The organism is Streptococcus suis YS161 (assembly GCF_002760245.1).
Lineage (GTDB): Bacteria > Bacillota > Bacilli > Lactobacillales > Streptococcaceae > Streptococcus > Streptococcus suis_I.
This window is the reverse complement of record NZ_ASCA01000043.1, coordinates 1-20,066: the sequence shown is the minus strand read 5'-3', so window position 1 is coordinate 20,066 and position 20,066 is coordinate 1. Positions and strand designations below refer to the sequence as shown.

Annotated in this window: 23 protein-coding genes and 1 pseudogene; all 24 read right to left on the bottom strand. The window is 33.8% G+C overall.

Going from position 1 to position 20,066, the window contains the following annotated elements:
* Window positions 1-16 precede the first annotated feature (16 nt).
* A complete protein-coding gene (locus SST111_RS05850; protein WP_142350748.1) occupies window positions 17-1,294 on the bottom strand; it encodes a hypothetical protein in 1,278 nt (425 codons plus the stop codon).
* A 446-nt stretch (window positions 1,295-1,740) separates the two neighbouring features.
* The gene (locus SST111_RS05845; RefSeq protein ID WP_029175572.1) at window positions 1,741-1,968 is read right to left on the bottom strand and encodes an uberolysin/carnocyclin family circular bacteriocin; all 228 of its coding nucleotides are present in this window, start codon (window positions 1,966-1,968) and stop codon (window positions 1,741-1,743) included.
* Between the two features lie 338 nt (window positions 1,969-2,306).
* On the bottom strand, window positions 2,307-3,176 hold the full coding sequence (locus tag SST111_RS05840) for an Rgg/GadR/MutR family transcriptional regulator (protein ID WP_099778675.1): 870 nt from the start codon (window positions 3,174-3,176) through the stop codon (window positions 2,307-2,309).
* Between the two features lie 533 nt (window positions 3,177-3,709).
* A complete protein-coding gene (rpsO, locus tag SST111_RS05835) occupies window positions 3,710-3,979 on the bottom strand; it encodes a 30S ribosomal protein S15 (protein WP_002938849.1) in 270 nt (89 codons plus the stop codon).
* 100 nt (window positions 3,980-4,079) lie between these two features.
* On the bottom strand, window positions 4,080-4,349 hold the full coding sequence (locus SST111_RS05830) for a hypothetical protein (protein ID WP_099810342.1): 270 nt from the start codon (window positions 4,347-4,349) through the stop codon (window positions 4,080-4,082).
* A 159-nt stretch (window positions 4,350-4,508) separates the two neighbouring features.
* Complete coding sequence (locus tag SST111_RS05825) at window positions 4,509-5,492, bottom strand: DUF4435 domain-containing protein (protein ID WP_099810341.1); 984 nt, start codon at window positions 5,490-5,492, stop codon at window positions 4,509-4,511.
* Window positions 5,493-5,507: 15 nt separating this feature from the next.
* Window positions 5,508-6,968, bottom strand: coding sequence for an AAA family ATPase (locus SST111_RS05820; RefSeq protein ID WP_099810340.1), 1,461 nt, complete (start codon window positions 6,966-6,968; stop codon window positions 5,508-5,510).
* A gap of 252 nt (window positions 6,969-7,220) precedes the next feature.
* Window positions 7,221-8,498 (bottom strand): uracil-xanthine permease family protein, encoded by a 1,278-nt coding sequence (locus SST111_RS05815; RefSeq protein WP_099810339.1) that lies wholly within the window; start codon window positions 8,496-8,498, stop codon window positions 7,221-7,223.
* Window positions 8,499-8,777: 279 nt separating this feature from the next.
* Window positions 8,778-8,909 carry a hypothetical protein gene (locus tag SST111_RS12405; protein ID WP_257211789.1) on the bottom strand — a complete coding sequence of 44 codons (132 nt, stop codon included), beginning with the start codon at window positions 8,907-8,909 and terminating at the stop codon, window positions 8,778-8,780.
* A 22-nt stretch (window positions 8,910-8,931) separates the two neighbouring features.
* Window positions 8,932-9,357: a GmrSD restriction endonuclease domain-containing protein gene (locus tag SST111_RS05805; protein WP_373560739.1), complete on the bottom strand. Its 426-nt coding sequence runs from the start codon at window positions 9,355-9,357 to the stop codon at window positions 8,932-8,934.
* A complete protein-coding gene (locus tag SST111_RS05800) occupies window positions 9,350-10,303 on the bottom strand; it encodes an ABC transporter permease (protein WP_099810338.1) in 954 nt (317 codons plus the stop codon). The genes SST111_RS05805 and SST111_RS05800 overlap by 8 nt, the downstream gene beginning before the upstream one ends.
* A gap of 1 nt (window position 10,304) precedes the next feature.
* Window positions 10,305-11,045: an ABC transporter permease gene (locus SST111_RS05795; protein ID WP_099810408.1), complete on the bottom strand. Its 741-nt coding sequence runs from the start codon at window positions 11,043-11,045 to the stop codon at window positions 10,305-10,307.
* A 14-nt stretch (window positions 11,046-11,059) separates the two neighbouring features.
* Complete coding sequence (locus SST111_RS05790; RefSeq protein ID WP_099810337.1) at window positions 11,060-12,001, bottom strand: ABC transporter ATP-binding protein; 942 nt, start codon at window positions 11,999-12,001, stop codon at window positions 11,060-11,062.
* A complete protein-coding gene (locus SST111_RS12195; protein ID WP_180274031.1) occupies window positions 12,001-12,159 on the bottom strand; it encodes a hypothetical protein in 159 nt (52 codons plus the stop codon). The genes SST111_RS05790 and SST111_RS12195 overlap by 1 nt, the downstream gene beginning before the upstream one ends.
* A gap of 50 nt (window positions 12,160-12,209) precedes the next feature.
* A complete protein-coding gene (locus SST111_RS05785; protein ID WP_099810336.1) occupies window positions 12,210-12,791 on the bottom strand; it encodes a TetR/AcrR family transcriptional regulator in 582 nt (193 codons plus the stop codon).
* A gap of 133 nt (window positions 12,792-12,924) precedes the next feature.
* A complete protein-coding gene (locus SST111_RS05780; RefSeq protein WP_257211788.1) occupies window positions 12,925-13,224 on the bottom strand; it encodes a hypothetical protein in 300 nt (99 codons plus the stop codon).
* A 133-nt stretch (window positions 13,225-13,357) separates the two neighbouring features.
* A pseudogene (locus SST111_RS05775) lies at window positions 13,358-13,468 on the bottom strand (nuclear transport factor 2 family protein); the annotation flags it as partial.
* Window positions 13,469-13,496: 28 nt separating this feature from the next.
* On the bottom strand, window positions 13,497-14,240 hold the full coding sequence (locus SST111_RS05770; RefSeq protein ID WP_099810335.1) for a hypothetical protein: 744 nt from the start codon (window positions 14,238-14,240) through the stop codon (window positions 13,497-13,499).
* A gap of 67 nt (window positions 14,241-14,307) precedes the next feature.
* A complete protein-coding gene (locus SST111_RS05765) occupies window positions 14,308-15,177 on the bottom strand; it encodes a ribonuclease D (protein WP_257211787.1) in 870 nt (289 codons plus the stop codon).
* A gap of 56 nt (window positions 15,178-15,233) precedes the next feature.
* Window positions 15,234-15,359: a hypothetical protein gene (locus SST111_RS12400; protein WP_257211786.1), complete on the bottom strand. Its 126-nt coding sequence runs from the start codon at window positions 15,357-15,359 to the stop codon at window positions 15,234-15,236.
* Window positions 15,360-15,443: 84 nt separating this feature from the next.
* On the bottom strand, window positions 15,444-16,394 hold the full coding sequence (locus tag SST111_RS05760) for a helix-turn-helix transcriptional regulator (protein ID WP_099810333.1): 951 nt from the start codon (window positions 16,392-16,394) through the stop codon (window positions 15,444-15,446).
* Between the two features lie 33 nt (window positions 16,395-16,427).
* Window positions 16,428-16,958 carry a hypothetical protein gene (locus tag SST111_RS05755; RefSeq protein ID WP_099810332.1) on the bottom strand — a complete coding sequence of 177 codons (531 nt, stop codon included), beginning with the start codon at window positions 16,956-16,958 and terminating at the stop codon, window positions 16,428-16,430.
* Window positions 16,959-16,974: 16 nt separating this feature from the next.
* Window positions 16,975-18,840, bottom strand: coding sequence for an AAA family ATPase (locus SST111_RS05750; RefSeq protein ID WP_099810331.1), 1,866 nt, complete (start codon window positions 18,838-18,840; stop codon window positions 16,975-16,977).
* Between the two features lie 253 nt (window positions 18,841-19,093).
* Window positions 19,094-19,603 carry a hypothetical protein gene (locus SST111_RS05745; RefSeq protein ID WP_099810330.1) on the bottom strand — a complete coding sequence of 170 codons (510 nt, stop codon included), beginning with the start codon at window positions 19,601-19,603 and terminating at the stop codon, window positions 19,094-19,096.
* Window positions 19,604-20,066 lie beyond the last annotated feature (463 nt).

Genomic DNA, 20,066 nt, shown 5'->3' with positions numbered 1-20,066 from the left:
AGCAGTACTATTTAAGTTAAATACAAATTTTCTCATATTCTACTTTTCCTTTGTCCATAAATAAATGTGATTCTTTGACAATATAATTATAATATAGGACAAAACAAAGTCCCAGCACTACCATAGTGAACAGATTGAAAATATCAAAAAACAATTGAAACGTTAATGGCAGAAGAGCCAAGAGTACAATCGGTAATTTATAAAAATTATATATTTTATCATATATAAAAAACTCAAACTCACTTGTACCTGCGTACTTAATCGTTTTATAATACTTAGAAAATACATAGGGAACCATGAAGATTGATAAGCGTGTATGCAGTTTTATCAAAGGTCCGGACAAATAATAAAAGACGATATGCATTATCGTGGTACAGAAAATGAACATAATACTCTTAGCAATCAAGAGAGAAACAATATATGAAATCAATATCTGTTCAATCACTAAAGGAATCGCAACTTTTGATAACAAATTCCCCTTAATTTCACATAAATTTATTATCGTGTAATTTGATAGTTTCCAATAAGTGATTCGATTGATATCACAATAATTTCTGTAGATATCTTGGTCCTTTATTACAAAAGAGTGAATGATATTTGAATTTAATATAACAAAAAATACTATTAACATATAAAATGCCGCAAAATCATTCAAAATAGATTTACCAACTAAATAAATAACATAATATACAAGGTAAATTTCAGAATTATCTATTAGAAACAACACTAGGTTGGCAGTTGTTTTTAATTGATTAAAATATATTTTCTGAATAAAAGATAAATTTAACTTTTCTATTAGGTACTTTCCTTTTTTCTCATCCCTGACTTTATTACTTTTTTTGAAATATAAAGTATTTACATTACTATTGATATTCATACAATACCCTACTGTTACACAAAGTAAAATTAGTGCACCTATAACTAAATACTGGCTAAAATATGGTTCTGATTTCAAAAACATACTTGTAAAGAAATTCTTTAGATTCTCTTCAAATTGCTCATTTATATGCTTGTAATCTATTCCGCCAAGCAAACTTTTAAGAGTATCGACCAACCAGCATAGAATCTCAACTACCTTTCTTATGAAATAAAGTAAGATCAGCAACCCTAACAACTTATACATGATGGTTATTAGAATCTGCTCTTTCTTTTCATTACTCGTTAAGTAGTCAGACAATTTACTGATATTTTGAATCAAAGCAAAGGATACTACACTTACCATCAAAAAGAATCCAAAAAACTTGTTTGTATATAAGACGTACGATATAAAAGGCAAGGTGACATCAAGTTTCATAATAATATTTAAAATACTAGGTATCACCCATAAATAAAAAGAAACTTTATATTTCGAAAGAGGTGATACCAAGTAGGTCCATTGCATCTTTTTTAGAAATGAATTTGTTTTTTCGACATCTTCTCTACTAAAAACATACAAGAAAAACAGAAGAACGTAGGTGACTAGATTTCGATTATTGAATGTCTGAAAGGTTTCTTCTAAAACGAGAATTGTCACTATGGAACACATAAATTTAAATATTGAATGAATCAGCAGTAGCCCAATTAAGAATTTTGGATTAAGTTGTTGAAATATTTTCAAAAAATTTTGAATACTCCTAATCTTACTCTTCAGTTTCATCTTATAAACTAAATATAAATAATTAACCATGGTTGCCTCTCTAATTTTAGAAATATCCATCTCTTTATTCATTAACAATCTAAGTCCTACGGTCTGTTTATTGATTAGTAAGCGATGGCACGTGCCATACTTTGTTTTGCCAAACGTTGAACAGTTGCTTTGAAACCAGCCCATCCAACAGTCAATAGTGTCGTTGCTCCGCCTGAAGCAATCGAAGAAATAATCCCCAAAATAGTCACCGCAGTTCCAGCACCTAAGATAACATTTACAACAGTTGAGGCTACCGCGCTTGGCACACCCAATGCAGCTGCTACTTCAATCAGAAAAAACATATGCTTTCCTCCTATATTTGTTGGTATTCAGATAATCCGTTTCTAAACTAGTATAAGGAACAATTATCTGTATTCTTTATCAATAGTTAGCTAAGCTATCGATATAAATAGTATAACATTGTAGATTATTTTTTTCTGAAAATTCTCAAATTCGAAAAAACATTGGTTCCTTTTTTCATATTTGCGAATTTCTCTTTTTAAGGCCTTTTCCTTATATAATAATCATATCAATATTAAGGAGAGCTAGATGATGCAAAAATTTACACGCTTTTTTACACCCCCTCTAATCATTTGGTGGTTTTGGCCTTAAAAATAGGCAAGTCCAAACCTGGACTTGCCTATTTATGTATATCTAAAATTTCTATTACGGTTCGACGTAAGATTTGAGCAAATTGAGGATTATCGAGTTGTTCAACCATCTCAATAAATGATTCAATATCACTCCGATCACTACTTCTTTCTTCCAAATATGCATATATCTTTTTAAAGAATTTCAAACTAACAATCGCAAACATATCCTGATATATGAGAGTTTTTTCTAATTTTTCAATAAAGAATTGAACATAATAGAGTTCTCTTCTTTCTAAAAGAGTCATAATAATATTTAAAAAAGTAACATGAGAAGCTTTTCTGTGGTGTGACAAGGTACGATAAACTTTATATCTCTCAACAAATGTTTTACCAAGAAATATTAAATCTTCATTAGATAAAATGGATAAACAGTTTCCAAATAGGTATAACTCATATTCAGTCCATTCTTCAACGTCATAAAGATACTCTGTTAGCAACTTCTTCTCCGATTCTTGAACCTCAAGATTGTGGTCAAGTGAATAAATGGCGCTCTTTATAATCAGTTCATTCAATCGATTATAGAGAGTGTAAACTTCTTCCCCCTCATAATCCCTTAATAACTCTCTTAATCCATCTCTATCTGCTACAGTTTGTAGTTCTGCTACTTTGCTACCTAATTTTAAAAAATGACTGGTTTTGTAACCATTTGCAGCATAACCAAATTCAGCAAAACTCATATGGATACCTGAAATTGCCAGCAACAATTTATCAGCAGCTAGCATACTGAGGCCATTTTCAAATTTGGATAATTGAGAAACAGATAGATTATCCCTAGCAACATCTTTTAACTTGAGCCCCCTAGCAATACGGAGTTCTTTATAGAGTTCGCCTAAACTCATCAAATTTGAATGATTCATTCTTATCTCCTTCTACCCAGTTTAACAGTACTAAAATTATACCACTTCTACTAATTTTCCGCGAATAACAACATCATTTCATGTACTTTGAAAAACAAATCACAACTTGATTAGAAATATATTTTTACAACTGTATCACAGTCCCTAGAAAACTAGTTAACCCCGAATTTTAAGCGAGTAATGGTTTCCAAACAATACAGCAAGGTGCAGTTAAACTTGAGATTATCACAACAAAATCAATCTCACATAGAACAGACCGCCTTGGAACGGGAAAACTTCTCCTTTTTGGGGGCAAAGTTGCTTAATCGAAGCACTTGAGCTTTGGATGAATAAAAGAGATAAACAAAAACTCTCCGCAAACGCGAAGAACTTCTTGTATTTGGGGTGATAATAGTTCCGTAGGAAAGTAAGAATAGAATGATTTCGAGATTCCCTCGTCACAATTGATTAAGACATTCGCACATAAAAAGACTCCTCCATATGAGAAGCCTTTCCTATTTTTCAGCCGTTTTTGACGGCTTTTGTATCCTATCTTAACGACGGAGTCCGAGTGAGTGAATCAATTCACGGTAACGGTTTACGTCTGTGCGGCGTAGGTATGCCAACAAGTTACGACGGCGACCGATTTTTTTCATCAAACCACGGTAAGTTGCGTGGTCTTTTTTGTGTTGTTTGATGTGGTCGTTAAGGTGGTTGATTTCCCAAGTAAGTACTGCTACTTGTACTTCAACTGAACCTGTGTCGCCTTCATGACGAGCATATTGTGCCATGATTTCATTTTTTTTCTCTTTTGAGATTGCCATGATATGTTCTCCTTTGTTTTTGAGCCTAATCCGAGTGACAGGTTGGCGACCTGTAACCAAGAAAAAGCTAGATTTGTCCTTTTGGACCTCATTTATTCTATCAAGGATTGTCTTTTTTGTCAACTGATTTGAAAACTAGCTGAGTAGCTCTGCTATTTTCAAAAAGACTAGCTTGAACCTTTGAAATCAAATTGTTTTTCCAAGCCTCCACCGCATCGAGATGCAGAGCAAAATCAAAATCCTTGAGGTTGACGTAGACCTGCAAGCTGCCTTGCTGGTAGCGGACCATGAGAGTCAGCTGATCCAGCCATTGACCCATGTACCAATAGACCGCCTCTACGTCTGGGTTTGCGACCACATCTTCCTGCATTCTGGTCGCAATCTTGTCCAGACTGCTTGAGCTGGTGTCGAAAATCTCTCCATATTCATGTGCGGTGGTGACATCTGTCTGGTACCAGATGTGGAGGGTGTTGCTTATTCTGTGAAAAAAGAGCGGATATGCATGGATATCTTAATCAGATTCCATATCTCAAACTCTATCTGCTCTACATAACCTATCAATACGTTCCTTTACATAACTTAGCTTAGTTATATCAAAGTTCAATATCATATGCCATTGAAATTGCTTAAAATCAATACTCTTTTCACAAATAGTTTCTATATATTTTCCGATACTACTAAATAAAAATTTTCCACAAATTAAATTGTAGTAGTCCTCTCCATTAATGTTTTGATACTGTTCTATTATTTTAGATAATTCCACATCAAGGTCTATATCTGGATTCTCCATAGCTAAATCTTGTTTTATTTTTTCTTTAAATTCCTCATACACATTTGTATTTCTCTTAAATCCAGTTTTTGGATCTAAAAATTCAAAAGGAGATCTACTAACCGTTGGAATTGATAACTTAGAGATATGTTCATCTACTTCACCTCCATACAAATGGAGATATTTCGCTATGAAACAATAAATAATAAATAAATCTTTAGATTCACTTACAATTCGATCACGCCAAGAGCCAAAATCAAGAATAGACTTCAACTCAGAATCTTTCTTTTGCATTATTCCCTTGATAAACTTAATAATAGCATTTTCATCTATAAAATAGTTTTCTATATTATAAGCTTCCAAATATAGCACTGAATCAGATTCAATAATTTTATCATTTACAAACAAGGATACTTGCTGAGCAAATTCCCTGGAACCCTGATAATCATTTCTGGTTACTGAACTATAATCTAAATATCTATCAAAATCACCGTCCACTAAGAATAAATTAGGAATCCCGCTTTTACTTACTTCACCTTGCTTGATATACTCGCTTAACACTTTATTTTTCCCTCCTAGTGGAAAAACTGTTTCAATTTTATATTTGTCATTTAATAGTCTATTTAATATTTCTTCGTATAAATACTCTTTATCAGTATCTTCAACAAATATATTGATATCCTGCTTGTAGAAAATACTTCTATTTCTTAATCCTTCTTGACTATATGATAATTCAGCGCTCATCCCCTTCTCCTTAAATCACAATTTATTATCTATACCAAAGATAAAGTCAGCCAATTCTTCAATTTCTTCCTCATCAATACTATCTTTGAATTTTTCCACTGGCTTATAATGTTTTTCTAACTCTATCGCCTTTGAATCGTATTTCCCTATAATTTCCGGAGAATGTGTGGCAAAGATAAGTTGCATATTACGATTAATTTCATGAATATTAGCTACTATCTTTTTTTGCCAACTTAGATGAAGTGATAGCTCCGGTTCATCAACAATAAAAATTGTAAATTTAGATTTATCAACCTTAAAAATTAAGTTTGAAATCAAAGTAACAATCTGTTTCTCCCCAGATGAAAGATATTTTAGCCTCACTGGCTCAGAAGTATAATTTGTTACAAAAAATACCTCACCTAAAGAATTAACTATAATCTCTTTCTCATCTTTTCCATCTTTTAAAAATTTATTCGTATATTTCAAAAAATCATTGATTGGAGTCTTTAATTCTAAAATTTTCTCTTCAATATCCTCATAAATTTTAATAAGCTTTTTAATTCTGATTAATTCAACATAAGTACCAATCAATTGAGCTGGTAGGGTTCTCTTCGTATCCGTCTCATTTGTAGCTACACTCTTTTCCACTTGAGAAATCAAGTTGCTGAAGTATTGATTATACTCTTCCTTTTGATTTATTGTTGTTATTGCCTTTAAATCCTCAAGAAGCTTAATATATCTCTTCTTAGTATCTTCTAGTTCGGAAACTAAATCATCTTTTGCGAAATATTTAAAAAATTCACTCAAGTCAAGATCGTCTTTACTCATTTCCAAAGCTGATTTTAAGATATCTTGCCTCATATTTTCGTTCAATTTATTTATTCCACTATTAATTTGAGAAACCGATCTCCCTAACAACTGCTCGACAGAATGCATACTCTCACTATTATTAAAAGAGAGATCTGAATTGTGCGCCAATTTATTTCTAAGCAACCTGAATTCCCTATTATCAAAATCTTTCATTTGATAATTAAGCCTGTTAAGTGGCAAAAATAAATAGTTAAAGCAATTTTTTATTTCTTCTACCAACTTATAGGAATCGAAAAATCTCCGTTTTATTTCAAATGAACTCTCTAAAAAATCAATTTCACTTGTATAATCCCTATCGTATGAAATAGTTTCCTTTTTTTCTTTAAAATCTACAATCAGTTGTTTACCCGATTTTCTTCTAGCTTTCTTTAAACGAACCTCCACTCTATTTTCAGAGTCTTCTGAGTAAGATATGGCTTTCTCTTTGAAATAAACAGTTATATTTTTAAATTCATAATTAAATAGTTTATATATTTCACCTGAAACAACATGATCTAACATGCTCAAAACAGTTGTTTTTCCACTCCCATTCTCACCAAAAAGGAATGTTATATCCTCATTTAATTCCACATTATAATCAAAAAAACCATGTAACGCTTTAATTGTAAATCTTGTTATTTTCATCTTAATTCCCTCTAAAAGTTATATAATCTTACCAAGATAATTTAATGCTATCAAACAACTTCGACATATTCACAACATGTTTAAAATTTGTATTCATAAGACCTTCTTTTCGGAATACTGTATTCAGGAATGATCCATTCCACATCGGATAACCACCTCCTTTCACATGCGGTGTCGTGGTGCCATTGTTATTATATCACAATCCTCTTTTCGACATAAAAAAAGCCAGCCGTGGCTGACTTTCACTTTATCTTATTCTGTCTTTTCTGCTTTTGGTAAGATGAGGTTGAGGACGATGCCGACAATAGCTGAGAGGGCTGTACCTGAAAGGGTGATGGCACCGATGTTGAGAACTGCTCCACCAAGACCCAATACCAGCATTGAGCTTGCAATAATCAGGTTACGGACTTGACCAAAGTCAACACGGCTTTCAATCAAAACTTTCAAACCGTTTGAGGCGATAACTCCGTAAAGTAAGATCGACATCCCACCAAGTACGGCACTTGGAATGGTAGAGATAAGTGCTGTAAATTTACCTAAGAATGAGAAGGCAATGGCAATCAGGGCTGCGTTGCGGATAACGGATACTGATGCGATGCGAGTCATACCGATAACCCCTGTATTTTCACCATAAGTCGTATTGGCAGGACCACCAATAAAGGCAGATACAGCAGTCGCTACACCATCTCCAATCAAGGTACGGCTGAGGCCTGGATCTTTCAAGAACTGGCGGCCACAGATTTGGCTGAGAACGGTGTGGTCACCGATATGCTCAGCTACTGTTACAACAGCAATTGGTAAGATAGCAATCATTTCTGGACCGAAGTAGAAATTGTAGGCCTTGAAGACACCTGTTTCAAATGGTAGGTAGAAACCTGGTAATTCAAACCAAGCTGCTTCCAAAACGGGTGTAAAGTCAACTAGTCCGAGGAAGATGGCAATCACATAACCACCGATAATGGCAATCAAGAAAGGAACAATCTTGGCGAAGCCTTTCCCTTTGGTATTGACAAAAGCCGCAATCAAGAAGGTTGCAATTGCTACGACAACATTTTTCCAGTCACCGTCTGCGACAAAGCCTGCCGAAGTCACGGCAGAGTTAGCAAGACCAAGTCCAATCACGATAATCATCGGTCCGATGACAATCGGTGGCAAGAGGCTGTCAATCCACTTAGTACCGATAACTTTGACAAGTGCAGCGATCAGTACATAAATCAAGCCGACGAAGAGAATACCAGTCTGAGCTGCCGACACATCACCACCCATTTCCTTGATAGCAAGGGCCATAGCTGAGATATAGGCAAAGGAAGAACCTAGATAAACCGGCACCTTAAACTGTGTCGCTAATTGGTAAATCAAGGTCCCGACACCTGATGCGAAGAGGGCGACGGACACGGGCATACCGAGAATCAGCGGCACCAAAATCGTCGCACCAAACATAGCGAACACGTGCTGGAAACTCAACAAAATCCCTTGAAGCGGGGCTGGTTTCTCATGGACATCAAACAAAAGATTGGCTTTTGTACTCATAAATCTCCCATTCTGGGTACACAAAAAGACCCAGACTTTCTAAATATACATAGTCATAGGCCCTTAGTGAATTATCCTGTTGTCTTTCTCACCTCACGGGATGAGTTTAAAAACCTACGCTTTTGGTATTGTAACATAAGCCCTTACTTTTGGCAAGGAATTTTGTAAATTTTTATTTTTTAGGAAAATGGCTGAGCGGGGAGCTGACTACAGCATGTTACTCCCAGTTTATTTGTCCGATAAAAATTAAGCTAGTCCTCCAAACCTGTACCTTATTAATTATTTAACATTATCATCGTCTCCGATATACTTAATGATGCCAAGTAAATCCAGAGCCACCTCCGCAAACTGACCCTCACTAAAGCCCATTAAATGCTCTGTAGAACCGACAAGATGTTTTAGTCTTATCATCCATTCTTATTTGCTTTACGACTTAAATAATTGACATCATACGATCATGCAACACTTCATCTTTTAGATTAATCACCCTGATTACCTCACTATTCCAATTGTCATCCGAATTTCCAGTAAGTTTAGCCATCCATTGCAGTTTTAGACTTTGGTTTCCAAATATCTTTTCCCATTGGCTATACTTGGCCTGAGGTCTAGAGTTCCCAAACTTCGAATTTTGACTGTCCGTGATAATACAAAGGTTGCCGAAAGAATGAAGCAGACTATCAGACATTCTTAACATCCCACTATCTTCAAAATTTGGATTCTGAGGATACCAATGTTCAACGGAACGACGATAAGTAAATCTAAAATTCCTTGAATCAAAAAAGTACTCCTGTAGATTATTTTGATTTTTCCATAAGACATAATCAATAAAATTGAAAGCATAGATAAATATATCATTCATCTACTTTTTGTTTTTGCATATAATTTGCAATTAGAAAAAATAAAAGTGTATATCCTACAATGACTGTAATCGATTGAGTCAAATTAGTTGAGTTGCCATCAATATTTTTTCCTAAATTTGAAATATAATACTGAGGAAAAATATAATGTATCTTATCTTGTATAGAACCGTTTTTTACAGAGAATAATGCACCCGAAAGAAGCATAGTCAGAACAGATACCATTGTTCCTATTAACAGCGCCCCTTGATTTTTTTTAGTCAAGGTGGATAAAACCATTCCAAAGTTCGCTGAAAATACCTCAATTAAGAGGATATATAGGACTAAGTTCCACGATATATCAAGATTAAACAATGGGAGTAAAATTAAGCTGCTTAATAAATTCGTAACAGATAAAATTAAAAAATTAAACATTACCTGCTGTAGAACATAAGAAAAGTTTGATACTCCGCTTAGATAGATTCGTTTATCTAGGCCATTTCTATCATCAAAATAGAATCTATACAGTATTAATGATAGTATCATAGAGCTCATAGCCATAACAGTAACAATAATTTTATAATGATTATGACCGCTAGAAGTAGGAGCAGTTAAAGATTTTCCTTTATTTAAATACTGACTTAATTCCTTACCTAAAGTTGAATTTCTTACTGTAGTTACTTTATATTTTCCATCCTCTTTATTAATATATGCATCGTACTTACCTGTTATTAAATTAACATAATAATCCTCATCCCTTTCTACTTCTTTGACAGAAATGTTATTATTGCTCATCTCCAATAGTTCAATTGCATTTTTTGTTACACCGATTTTTTCTTTTTGACTTTTCATTGTTACAACAAATGATGTTGCTGCAATAGTTACAAAAATTAGTAAAAAAGATATAAGAAGATATGATTTTTCTTTCAAAAAACGTTTCAAGTTATTTTTTAAGATTATAAATTTCATTTTACTCTCCAAAATTTTCAGGCCGATATTTAAAGTGAATGATAATTAAAAATAGTACTGAACATAGTAACAAAATTCCTAACGTATTAAAATAAGTACTATAATTTGTATCGTAAATTGTACTAAAAAATGTTGACATCACTTTTGAAATTGGAGATAAGGTAGACAAATTAGCAACTTTTTTCCCAAATATATACATCGGGAAAAATAAACCAGATAAAATTGCTAAAACATTAATAGCCAAATTTAAAATTTTTGTTGCAATATCTTCGCTTTTTAGTAACACACAGAAAGCACCTCCAAATGTGATAGAAAAGGTTACTAAAGCTAAATCAAGTAATAAACTATAAGCAATATTAGTTTTACCATAGTTTACTAACCCTATACCATTAAAAATAAGCATATAAATTGCTAGGATAAAATACGAAATAGAAATAGAAACGATTAATTTGGATAAATAAATCTTGTAACGTGGAATCGGCGAATATACGATCCTGTAATTTGCATACTTCACATTACTTCCAAATAATAATTCGGGTAATATAATTACAGTTGCCATTGATAAATAAATCATCATCGTAACACCATAATAATCATATGATGTTAAAATATCGTCACTAAAAATCGAACCAAATACAAACCCTGTTACTAAAATCAGGACAACCGGATAAATTAGTAGATACATCATGATTGGTTTATTCTTTAAAAGATTCATCGTATCTTGTTTCATTATTGTTAACATTACAGACCCCACTATTAATCTCTTAATTTTTTCCCAGTTAGTAGCAAGAAAACATCTTCTAAATTTTTCTTGACCATTGTAATACTAGTAATATTTAGATTGAACTTGATTAAAACCTCCAGTACAACATTAATCGGCATGGACTCCTCACCCATACTAAAGATTATTTCAAATTCATCTTTTTGGTTCACCTCTTCAACACTTGTTAATTCACGAATTTCATCTAACACTGCTGGAGAGAACTGCTGATCTACTCTAACTTGATAATTAGAATTACTATAGTGTTCTAAAATATCATCAAGTGAATCATTCAAAAGTACTACCCCTCCATCCATGATAATGACACGGTCACAAATTTGTTGTACTTCTTCCATATAATGAGTTGTGTAAATGATAGTAGCTCCCTCATCCCTTAAATTCTTAATTGAATCTAGAATATGATTCCTAGATTGTGGATCAATACCCACTGTTGGTTCATCAAAAATAATCAATTTAGGGCTATGTGCTATTGCACATGCAATATTCAAACGTCTTTTCATACCACCAGAAAAAGTTGACGGTTTATCATCTTTTCTATCTTCAAGTCCTACTTTTTTTAATGCATTTTCAACTTTTTCATTGATTTCACTTTTTTTAACTCCATATAAAGAAGCAAAGAATTTGACATTCTGTGAGGCTGAGATATCTTCATAAATCGCTAATTCTTGGGGAACAATTCCGAGTTGTTTCTTTACATCCTTGATGGACAAATTTTCATTATTAAAATATATTATTTCGCCTTCATCAGATTGCAATAAGGTAGATAAAATATTTATTGTCGTACTTTTTCCCGCACCATTTGGTCCTAGGAAACCAAGAATCTCACCTTTTGTAACATTAAAATTTAAATTATCTAATGCTTTTCTTCCGTTTTTATACGTTTTTGATAGTTTTTTGACTTCTAAAAGATTTTCCATTATTTCTTCCCTCTTTCTTTAATAATTCCTTTGATTGTTTCAAGGGAATATTTCTTTAAATGTGTTATTTCTGATTCAGTGAACAATTCATTTCGAAATTCGATTACGGCTTGTAAGCATCCATCAATTTTCACAAATTCCCATTTAATATTAAACATACCCTCGTTTTTGTGCATTTGTTAAGTTATAATATTACATTTTACCTCCCCTATTTATTAAAACTAATACCAAAAATAATATTTACAAATTTTTCAATATACCTCTCTTTTTCATCCTCACTATCAAATTTTGAAAAGCTAGGGTAAGAATTTTGAATCAAATTCATAATCATTTTCGCTTCTAGTAAAGGTGGATTTTCTTGTAGTTCTGGATTAATAACTGTAAGTATCTCTACAACAAGGGCAACCATCTCTTGATTGAAATAAAACATTAATTTTTGAAACTCTTCATCTTTTCTGGAAAGTAATAGAATATCACTATTTAAAAAATGATTTTCCCAATTATTATCAATTCCATTAATTAGAAATTCTTTGAATTTTATCTCTGAACGAATATTTTTTCCTGTAACTTCTTTTCGCAAAACTTCCATTTGCTTTAAAGAATAGTTAAAAAATATCTTGATTAATTCTTTAAAAACATCTTCTTTACTACTAAAATAATTATAAAAGACTCCCACAGAGACTCCTGCTGTCTTTGTAATCTCTTTTGTTGTAATAGAAGTTATGCTTCTATCTTTTAAGAGAGCATCTGTAGCTTTTATTAATTTTTGTTTATTATCATCTTTTGCCATAGTTATTACCTCAAAATAATTTTAAATCTTATATATAAATGAATTATAGTTCATTTATAATTTCTTGTCAAGCAATATATGAACCTTAGTTCATATATTGCTTTTATTTTTTATATATATGAACTAAAAATCATCAAAAAGAGTTTGATTGCTTCAATAAGAAATAACCAAATTCTCCCAACTGTTCACGTCCAACTTTGTCAATAAAATCATCTTCAGTTATTGAAGAATAGCCATCTAAATAGACATCCACTTCCCAAAGTGACTGAACCTTTTTTGCTATTTCTCGTTTTGTATTTGCAGCTCCCGTTACAATAAATAAATCTTCTTTTTCCTTCAAAAAATACATCCAATTATTTTCTTGTGCGAAAGATTCACTCGGTCGCTCTAGTTGCTGTACGTCTCCAATTAGTTTTATGTGATAATAGTTCATCTTTACCCCTCTATTCTGATATTCTCAATAAGAAGTATATAAAAATAGATGGACAGAATATGTCCATCTATTTAATTTGTTTCTCAAAATAAGAAAACAGACAGAAAATTTCTGCCTGCTCCTCTTTTTTCTCTTAAAACTTCCCTAAATTCGTCAAGTCTTTTTTGTCTGGCATGACTTCCTTGTTGTCCCAGTGCTCGACAATTTTTCCGTCTTTGAGGCGGTAGATGTCAAAGTGGGCGTAGTCTTATACAATGTTATTCTGTAAGAACTTATTGTGATTTATACTTGAAAATAGTAGCCATGAATCTCGCATAACTTTCGCGACTCGGTTCAGTTTGTTGAACTTGTTCGAGTAGATTGCTATAGAATTCTTTATGGCTCTTTTTTGATATTGAAACAAGCTTCTTCAACAGTTTGATGAGTTGACTTATTGACGTCTCACAATCATAGTCCATATCATAGAATCTTTGGTAAGCTCTATCATATACATTCTGTTTCTTTTCCTGATTTATTTCCTCTTTTCTATCTATGAGTTGCTGATAGGTAACTTTTTGACTTAGCCAATCATTCTCAAAAGTAGTCAATAGTCTTTCAGTAGTATTTTTCTTACCATAGTATAGCTTAATAAGCGGAACCATATCCATCCAAATAGTTTCAAGTAAAATTTTGACCATTCGATTTTTAAAAACGATTAGATGACCATCTCCCCACAAATAAACTCGAAATCCTTTTTCTTTAAGTTCCACAATATATTCTTCAGTTGACAATTCTGAATCCGAATCAACAACGATATACTTTTTGAGCCATTGTGGCAAACGTGGGTCATCAATCTCCCATGAACCACTTAAACTTCGTATTTCCTTCGTTCTTGTTTCGTCTCTTTCAAGACGACCAGGAATTTTTGTCCAAGTAGTTGTATATCTTTCAACTATATTTCCGTTTTGGTAATATTCATTTTGGAAACTTTCATACTTGGTACTTTTTCTTCGTTCTGTTTTATAAAGTAGCCTCATACCCTCTCCCTTATCTGTACTTTTTATGAGCTGATTGATTTCCAGTACTCATATACCGTTAAATCCATTAATACAATTTTTCCCACTGTGTTATAGAAGCAGGCAAGACTGCCTTATACTGATGATAAAACTCCAATAGCTCACCTGGTGTAATAACAATGAGATTGTTCAAATTCTCTGAATTTACAATTATCGGAGCATGTAGAAACACCTCGTACCCATCCTGTAAAAAGTCAGTAAATTGCAGGGCATCCAGTGGTGTTGCTTTTTTCCCCTTTACCTGAACAATTGCTTTTTTAGGTTGATCTGTATTTCGAGAAAGGAATTCACACTCGACCTTAATAGTTGTAGATTTTCGAGCGATTGAATTGGATAAAACATAGTAATTATACTTGATTTGGATAAAAGCTATCACTAATTCTTCCAAGTCAAAATCAGGTAAGTTGTCCAGTAGATTTCCTTCTAAGTGTGAAATCTCATAATAGTTTTCATTAGAGAATTCATTATAGACGGCTTTAGAATACTCGAGAATGACTGATTCTCGAATTCTTTGTGCCGTTCCTGCGTTAGCTCTGTTGAACGCAGCTTTTATCTGTCCAGGAACTTGTGTCCCAATTTTAAAGGCTTTGACGGGTAACAACGCCCCATAATCTAAACGGTGGTCTCGCTTCATCACCACAGGACCTGTTACCCGACAAATCCAGTAATTGCCATCTAAGTCACGTGTCCAGAATAAATCATCAAGGACAGCGTCCTTAAAAATATTCAGGACAGTATTCACTTTACTCGACTCTTGACGAATACGATCATAGTATTCATAAAAGGTTAGCGATTTATTTTCTCCATAAATACGACTCCAGCCAATCGCAAGAAATTGCTCGTCTGATTTTAGACAAAAGTCAATCAACTCATTACGAAATTCTGTACCTGTTTTCAAATTAATTCTTGCTACGTATTCCAAATTCTTACTAGCTCCATTCCTGTCCTTACAATCTATTTGTTCTTCAACACAACTGTTGCATTCGGAATCATTTTCGCATGCATTTCCGCAGCTGTTTTATCGTAAAACGGTCCTGCAATCGTATTTCCAAATTGATCTACCACAATCCATTCTTGCATATACTTCCCCTCCTTTCAATCAAGAGTTATAGTACTGATACATCCATTCTAATACACAGGGTGGACAAATAGTGTCCCCTATATCTAATTTTTATAGTTTTCTTGCATATTTTTGAGAAAATGTTTCATATCTTCTACAAGCGAACTCGGAGAAAGTACAGTTAGGGCATCTGCCTGACTCAGCAACCAACGTTTTAAGCCTGGTGTATCTTGACTTACAAATTCAATGATGTTGCCTTCGGAGTTGATTTCGATAATCTTTGCTGTCGGAAATTGATCCAAGACAATGGTTGGATCGTAGCAAAATCTGACTCTTATGGTTAATTCCCGTCCCATAAAAGAATCCACGCGCTTATTCCGTACCTCACCATCTCGAAACTTTTTGCCATAAGAAATAGCTGGCTTCTTCTCAGTCGAAAGTTTCCAGTCTAAAATCCTATCTAACTTTAAAGTCATATAGGATGAATGTTTTAGATTATAAGCTACAAGGTAAAAGTAATGACTATCGTAGTAGAGTGACACAGGAAAAACTGTGTGTTTCTTTTCTACATTGTAGGGAGATTGGTAGCGAATATCTAATACCAACTCCTTACGAATGGCCTCTGACCATTCCCAAATCTTATCGATTCTGTTTTGAGTATCTGAAAGCGGGGCATAGTTTAATAGTTCACTAGCGATGATGGCAGAAATTTCTTTCTGCTCATCTTTCGATACTAGAGCAAATAAGCTATCTAAAACGGCCTTGTTTTCTTCCTTATTCAAAGCACGATTTTCTAGTAAAATCTTAGAAATGGTCAGAATTTCCTTTTTGTTAAAAAGAGACTTCCCTTTTAAGAAGCGAGTATGGTACTTGGAATCATAGGCTAACTCCGCTGCAATCATCGGCTGACTTTCGATAAATCCTCCTAGTAGAGCAAAATCTCTTTGAATAGTCTTCTCACTAACTCCAAATTCATCTGCCAACTGTGACTTTTTCAGATGTGCTCCTGATTGTAAACGTAAAAATATAGTAAGTAATCTTTCCTGGTCGTTCATATAAGCCTCAATTCTAACAAGATTATACCACTCTTAACAAGTCAAATTCAATAAATTTCCTTGGTAGAGAATCTTGCTTAATGAGTCGTTTGAATTATCAAACTCGCAACCAGTTACCAGTAATTTTCCGCCTGTTTCTAGATAACTTTCCAAAATTCTTGCCAACTTCTTCTGAATCGCATCGGTACTATTATAAAATTCTTCAATATTTTCAATCATCACAACATCAAATTCTTCTAGAAAATGAACATTTTGTACTATTTCTATAGCCAGACTGACTCCGACTACTCTTTTCACTTTCCTATTCATCTCTTGATAGTAAAATTCTATGTGGTCAACAAAGCTCCTTCTGATATGATCAACATCTGAAATAATGTATAAAAGTTGTCCGATATAGCTCTTTTGCGGGATTCCAAAAAAATCACTCACTTCCCGATTGATGCTGTCAAAAGAACTTCTCACCTTAGTATCTGAGTCCAAATTTCTGTATAGCAAATCGATAAATATTTCTAAAATTTCCATATCATTAAATACAGCGTTTTCGTTCAAACCATTGTTATTCATATACATTTCCTTTTTTCTATCCCTGTAATCCAAAACCTATTAACCGTTGAGTTGATTCCAACTCTGATAATTCTTGAATGGCGTTTTTAATATCAGCTTCTATTACGACATTCATCTCTGTTTCATCCAAATCCCTATTACCTAGCCTTTCCATTACCCGAGTCGCCTGTTGATACAAGATAGCTTCTATTAATTTACGAACATAGCGTCCATTACCAAAATGTTCATTTCTAACACGACTCGAAAAGTGCGAGCGCAATGCACTCTCACAGCTCGATTCAATGGAATAGCCCTTATTACTCAACATTATTCTAAAAATTTCATAGAGTTCATCCACGGAATAATCTTCAAAATGAATGATTTTTGAAATTCTAGATTGTAATCCCGGATTCGTATCTATAAAATTGTGCATCAAATCTTTATAACCGGCAAAAATAACAACTACCTCATTGCGACGATTTTCCATTTCTTGAATAATGGTGGGTATAGCTTCATTGGCAAAATCTCTTTCACTCTGTGGAATCAGACTGTAAGCTTCATCGATAAACAATACACCGCCACTTGCGCTATCAAACACCGTTTTTATTTTTGGCGCTGTTTGACCAACAAATTCCCCAATAAGATCTGCTCTTCCAACCTCTACTATCTTGTTTTCTGCGATCAATCCATGTTCATACAGGATTTCTGTATAAAGACGAGCTATCTCTGTCTTACCCGTCCCTGGATTTCCTGTGAATAACAAGTGCCCGTTACTTTCTTCAACATGATAGCCTCTTTCTTTCCTCAGTTTCGATAGTTGTTCAAAAGCAACTTGTTGTCTGATTAATTTTTTGACAGATTGAAGACCAATCATTTGATTCAGCCTCTTCTCAGCTTGGCCACATTTGCTTTTAGATTGTTCCTTTTGCAAACTAAAGTGGCCAAGATCAATCAATCCATTTTCTTGACAATAATTAGTTGCCACCGCATATTCATGGATTCTCTGAACCATTCGTCGAATATCTTTTGCGTTGTTGAGATTTGAAGTCTTTTCTACATACTCCCTAACAATTTTCTTGTCTATACTAATTCGTCTTTTTGCTAATAGTTGAATAGCAATTTCAACCAGTTCGTCATTTGTATAAGGAGGAAACTCGATTCTATTTACATTATAGTATTCCTCCTGTAATTCCATTTCTATTTTTTTAGCTTCTTCAGTCGATTGAGCAATTAGAATACAAATATTATTCTCCTTCTTTGTATTGATATTAGCGAAAAGTTCTAATTTAGGACGAGCTCTTGCTTTAAAATAGTCATAAATCACTGGAAATTGCTTTTCATCAGTCTTGGGAAGAATGTATTCACTGCAATGAGTATCAACTGCTTGCAAGTCGAACAAGCGTTCTAAATATTGGAGAGCATATTTTCGCCCACTACCTTTTTGACCATTGAAAATTAAGAAAAACGGCTCTTTCGTATGCGATTCTAAATAGTTTGATTGATAGTCTAAATAGTTTATAAGATGCTGAATGCTATTTTTAAAGTCGCTGAGTCCACTCATATTTTCTGACAACACATCTGCATTCGGAGTAAGACCTTGCTTATTTTCCTTTGATTGCTTCAATAAGAAATAACCAAATTCTCCCAACTGTTCACGGCCAACTTTGTCAATAAAATCATCCTCAGTTATTGAAGAATAGCCATCTAAATAGACATCCACTTCCCAAAGTGACTGAACCTTTTTTGCTATTTCTCGTTTTGTATTTGCAGCTCCCGTTACAATAAATAAATCTTCTTTTTCCTTCAAAAAATACATCCAATTATTTTCTTGTGCGAAAGATTCACTCGGTCGCTCTAGTTGCTGTACATCTCCCATTAGTTTTATGTGATAATAGTTCATCATTACCCCTCTATTCTGATATTCTCAATAAGAAGTATATAAAAATAGATGGACAAAATATGTCCATCTTCGCTTATTATTAAACTTAAGTGTTATTCCACCATACTTTATTTTCAGTGTAGCTTGTCTCAAGGGCGATACCACTGCTTAGAATTCCTTCCGTAAGACACAGACAGCACACTGTTCCGTTCATTCTCTCAATAGAAGAAGACCTGCATTAGATTTTCAAAGAATAAATATACCCAAACAAATCTCCCTACTCCACACTCTTAATCCCTTTCTTAATCTTCTGGCTAAACTCAATCATCCTCCGCTTTTCCTCCGGCCAGATTTTGGTTACGCGGTCAACAGCAATTATGAAGATGATTACCGCAGCATAGTCCTTGGCTTTTTCAATCAGACCAACACTTTCAGCAACTACTAAAAGTAGATAGAATGTGAATAAAATAGTTCGTTTGGGTAACGCCATCAAAAACTCAATCCCTGCCTTATAGCCCAGATAAATCTGCCGATTAAGCCCTTTGGCCTTTTCCAAACGACGATTGAGAAAGGCACGAATCCGCTTGTAAAACCAATCCGAAGTTAGAAAAAGTGATTGGGCACCAATTACAATCAAAGAAACATTATTGGCATGTTCTTCCTTAAGCCCTAGCGCTCTAGTCACAACGTAGGTCCAATCACCATTATCAATACAGATAAAAATAGCAAAGTAGACAACCGCTCCCGCTACTATAACAAGGGGAAGGGCACGGATATATTTCAACATATAATAACCTCTCTTGGACAAATCTTAGAACCTATATTCATAAACAAAGTGTTCTTATGCAAGAAATCGTTTTTGCTCATCAAGGCAATTTTTTGAAGGAATACTTGACTCTATCATCATTTAGTTTCACTTTATTGCTTCGACGAGTAAAAAGCTCCTGTGGCAGTTTTCGCCTACCACCTAATTTGTCAGGAATCTCCTTTCCTTATCTCCACCTTCAAACACTCCAATGGAAGCGATGAACTGTGAACACAGGTTCTTATATATATTGTAATATGTTATACCAAGTACGGTCAAGCAGGGGCTAGAATAGAAGATACGACAACTGTACACCCTTAGCATTTTTTACTTACCCCCAAAAGGGGAGTGGGAAAGAACTCGACCAAGATAAACATACTAAGATTAGTAGTGAGGAAATCTCCGACGGGAGAGAGTAGTCACTACTTTTTCTTTATGTTAAAGT

Coding starts and splice junctions, on each gene's coding strand:
- SST111_RS05755 (WP_099810332.1), bottom strand. CDS start 16,958: ATGAATAACAATGGTTTGAACGAAAACGCTGTATTTAATGATATGGAA.
- SST111_RS12400 (WP_257211786.1), bottom strand. CDS start 15,359: ATGCAAGAATGGATTGTGGTAGATCAATTTGGAAATACGATTGCAGGA.
- SST111_RS12405 (WP_257211789.1), bottom strand. CDS start 8,909: ATGATAAGACTAAAACATCTTGTCGGTTCTACAGAGCATTTAATGGGC.
- SST111_RS05845 (WP_029175572.1), bottom strand. CDS start 1,968: ATGTTTTTTCTGATTGAAGTAGCAGCTGCATTGGGTGTGCCAAGCGCG.
- SST111_RS05830 (WP_099810342.1), bottom strand. CDS start 4,349: ATGCAGGAAGATGTGGTCGCAAACCCAGACGTAGAGGCGGTCTATTGG.
- SST111_RS05770 (WP_099810335.1), bottom strand. CDS start 14,240: ATGAGGCTACTTTATAAAACAGAACGAAGAAAAAGTACCAAGTATGAA.
- rpsO (WP_002938849.1), bottom strand. CDS start 3,979: ATGGCAATCTCAAAAGAGAAAAAAAATGAAATCATGGCACAATATGCT.
- SST111_RS05850 (WP_142350748.1), bottom strand. CDS start 1,294: ATGAAACTTGATGTCACCTTGCCTTTTATATCGTACGTCTTATATACA.
- SST111_RS05800 (WP_099810338.1), bottom strand. CDS start 10,303: ATGAAATTTATAATCTTAAAAAATAACTTGAAACGTTTTTTGAAAGAA.
- SST111_RS05815 (WP_099810339.1), bottom strand. CDS start 8,498: ATGAGTACAAAAGCCAATCTTTTGTTTGATGTCCATGAGAAACCAGCC.
- SST111_RS05825 (WP_099810341.1), bottom strand. CDS start 5,492: ATGAGCGCTGAATTATCATATAGTCAAGAAGGATTAAGAAATAGAAGT.
- SST111_RS05745 (WP_099810330.1), bottom strand. CDS start 19,603: ATGTTGAAATATATCCGTGCCCTTCCCCTTGTTATAGTAGCGGGAGCG.
- SST111_RS05760 (WP_099810333.1), bottom strand. CDS start 16,394: ATGAACGACCAGGAAAGATTACTTACTATATTTTTACGTTTACAATCA.
- SST111_RS05805 (WP_373560739.1), bottom strand. CDS start 9,357: ATGAATGATATATTTATCTATGCTTTCAATTTTATTGATTATGTCTTA.
- SST111_RS05750 (WP_099810331.1), bottom strand. CDS start 18,840: ATGATGAACTATTATCACATAAAACTAATGGGAGATGTACAGCAACTA.
- SST111_RS05785 (WP_099810336.1), bottom strand. CDS start 12,791: ATGGCAAAAGATGATAATAAACAAAAATTAATAAAAGCTACAGATGCT.
- SST111_RS12195 (WP_180274031.1), bottom strand. CDS start 12,159: ATGTTTAATATTAAATGGGAATTTGTGAAAATTGATGGATGCTTACAA.
- SST111_RS05780 (WP_257211788.1), bottom strand. CDS start 13,224: ATGAACTATTATCACATAAAACTAATTGGAGACGTACAGCAACTAGAG.
- SST111_RS05840 (WP_099778675.1), bottom strand. CDS start 3,176: ATGAATCATTCAAATTTGATGAGTTTAGGCGAACTCTATAAAGAACTC.
- SST111_RS05820 (WP_099810340.1), bottom strand. CDS start 6,968: ATGAAAATAACAAGATTTACAATTAAAGCGTTACATGGTTTTTTTGAT.
- SST111_RS05790 (WP_099810337.1), bottom strand. CDS start 12,001: ATGGAAAATCTTTTAGAAGTCAAAAAACTATCAAAAACGTATAAAAAC.
- SST111_RS05795 (WP_099810408.1), bottom strand. CDS start 11,045: ATGTTAACAATAATGAAACAAGATACGATGAATCTTTTAAAGAATAAA.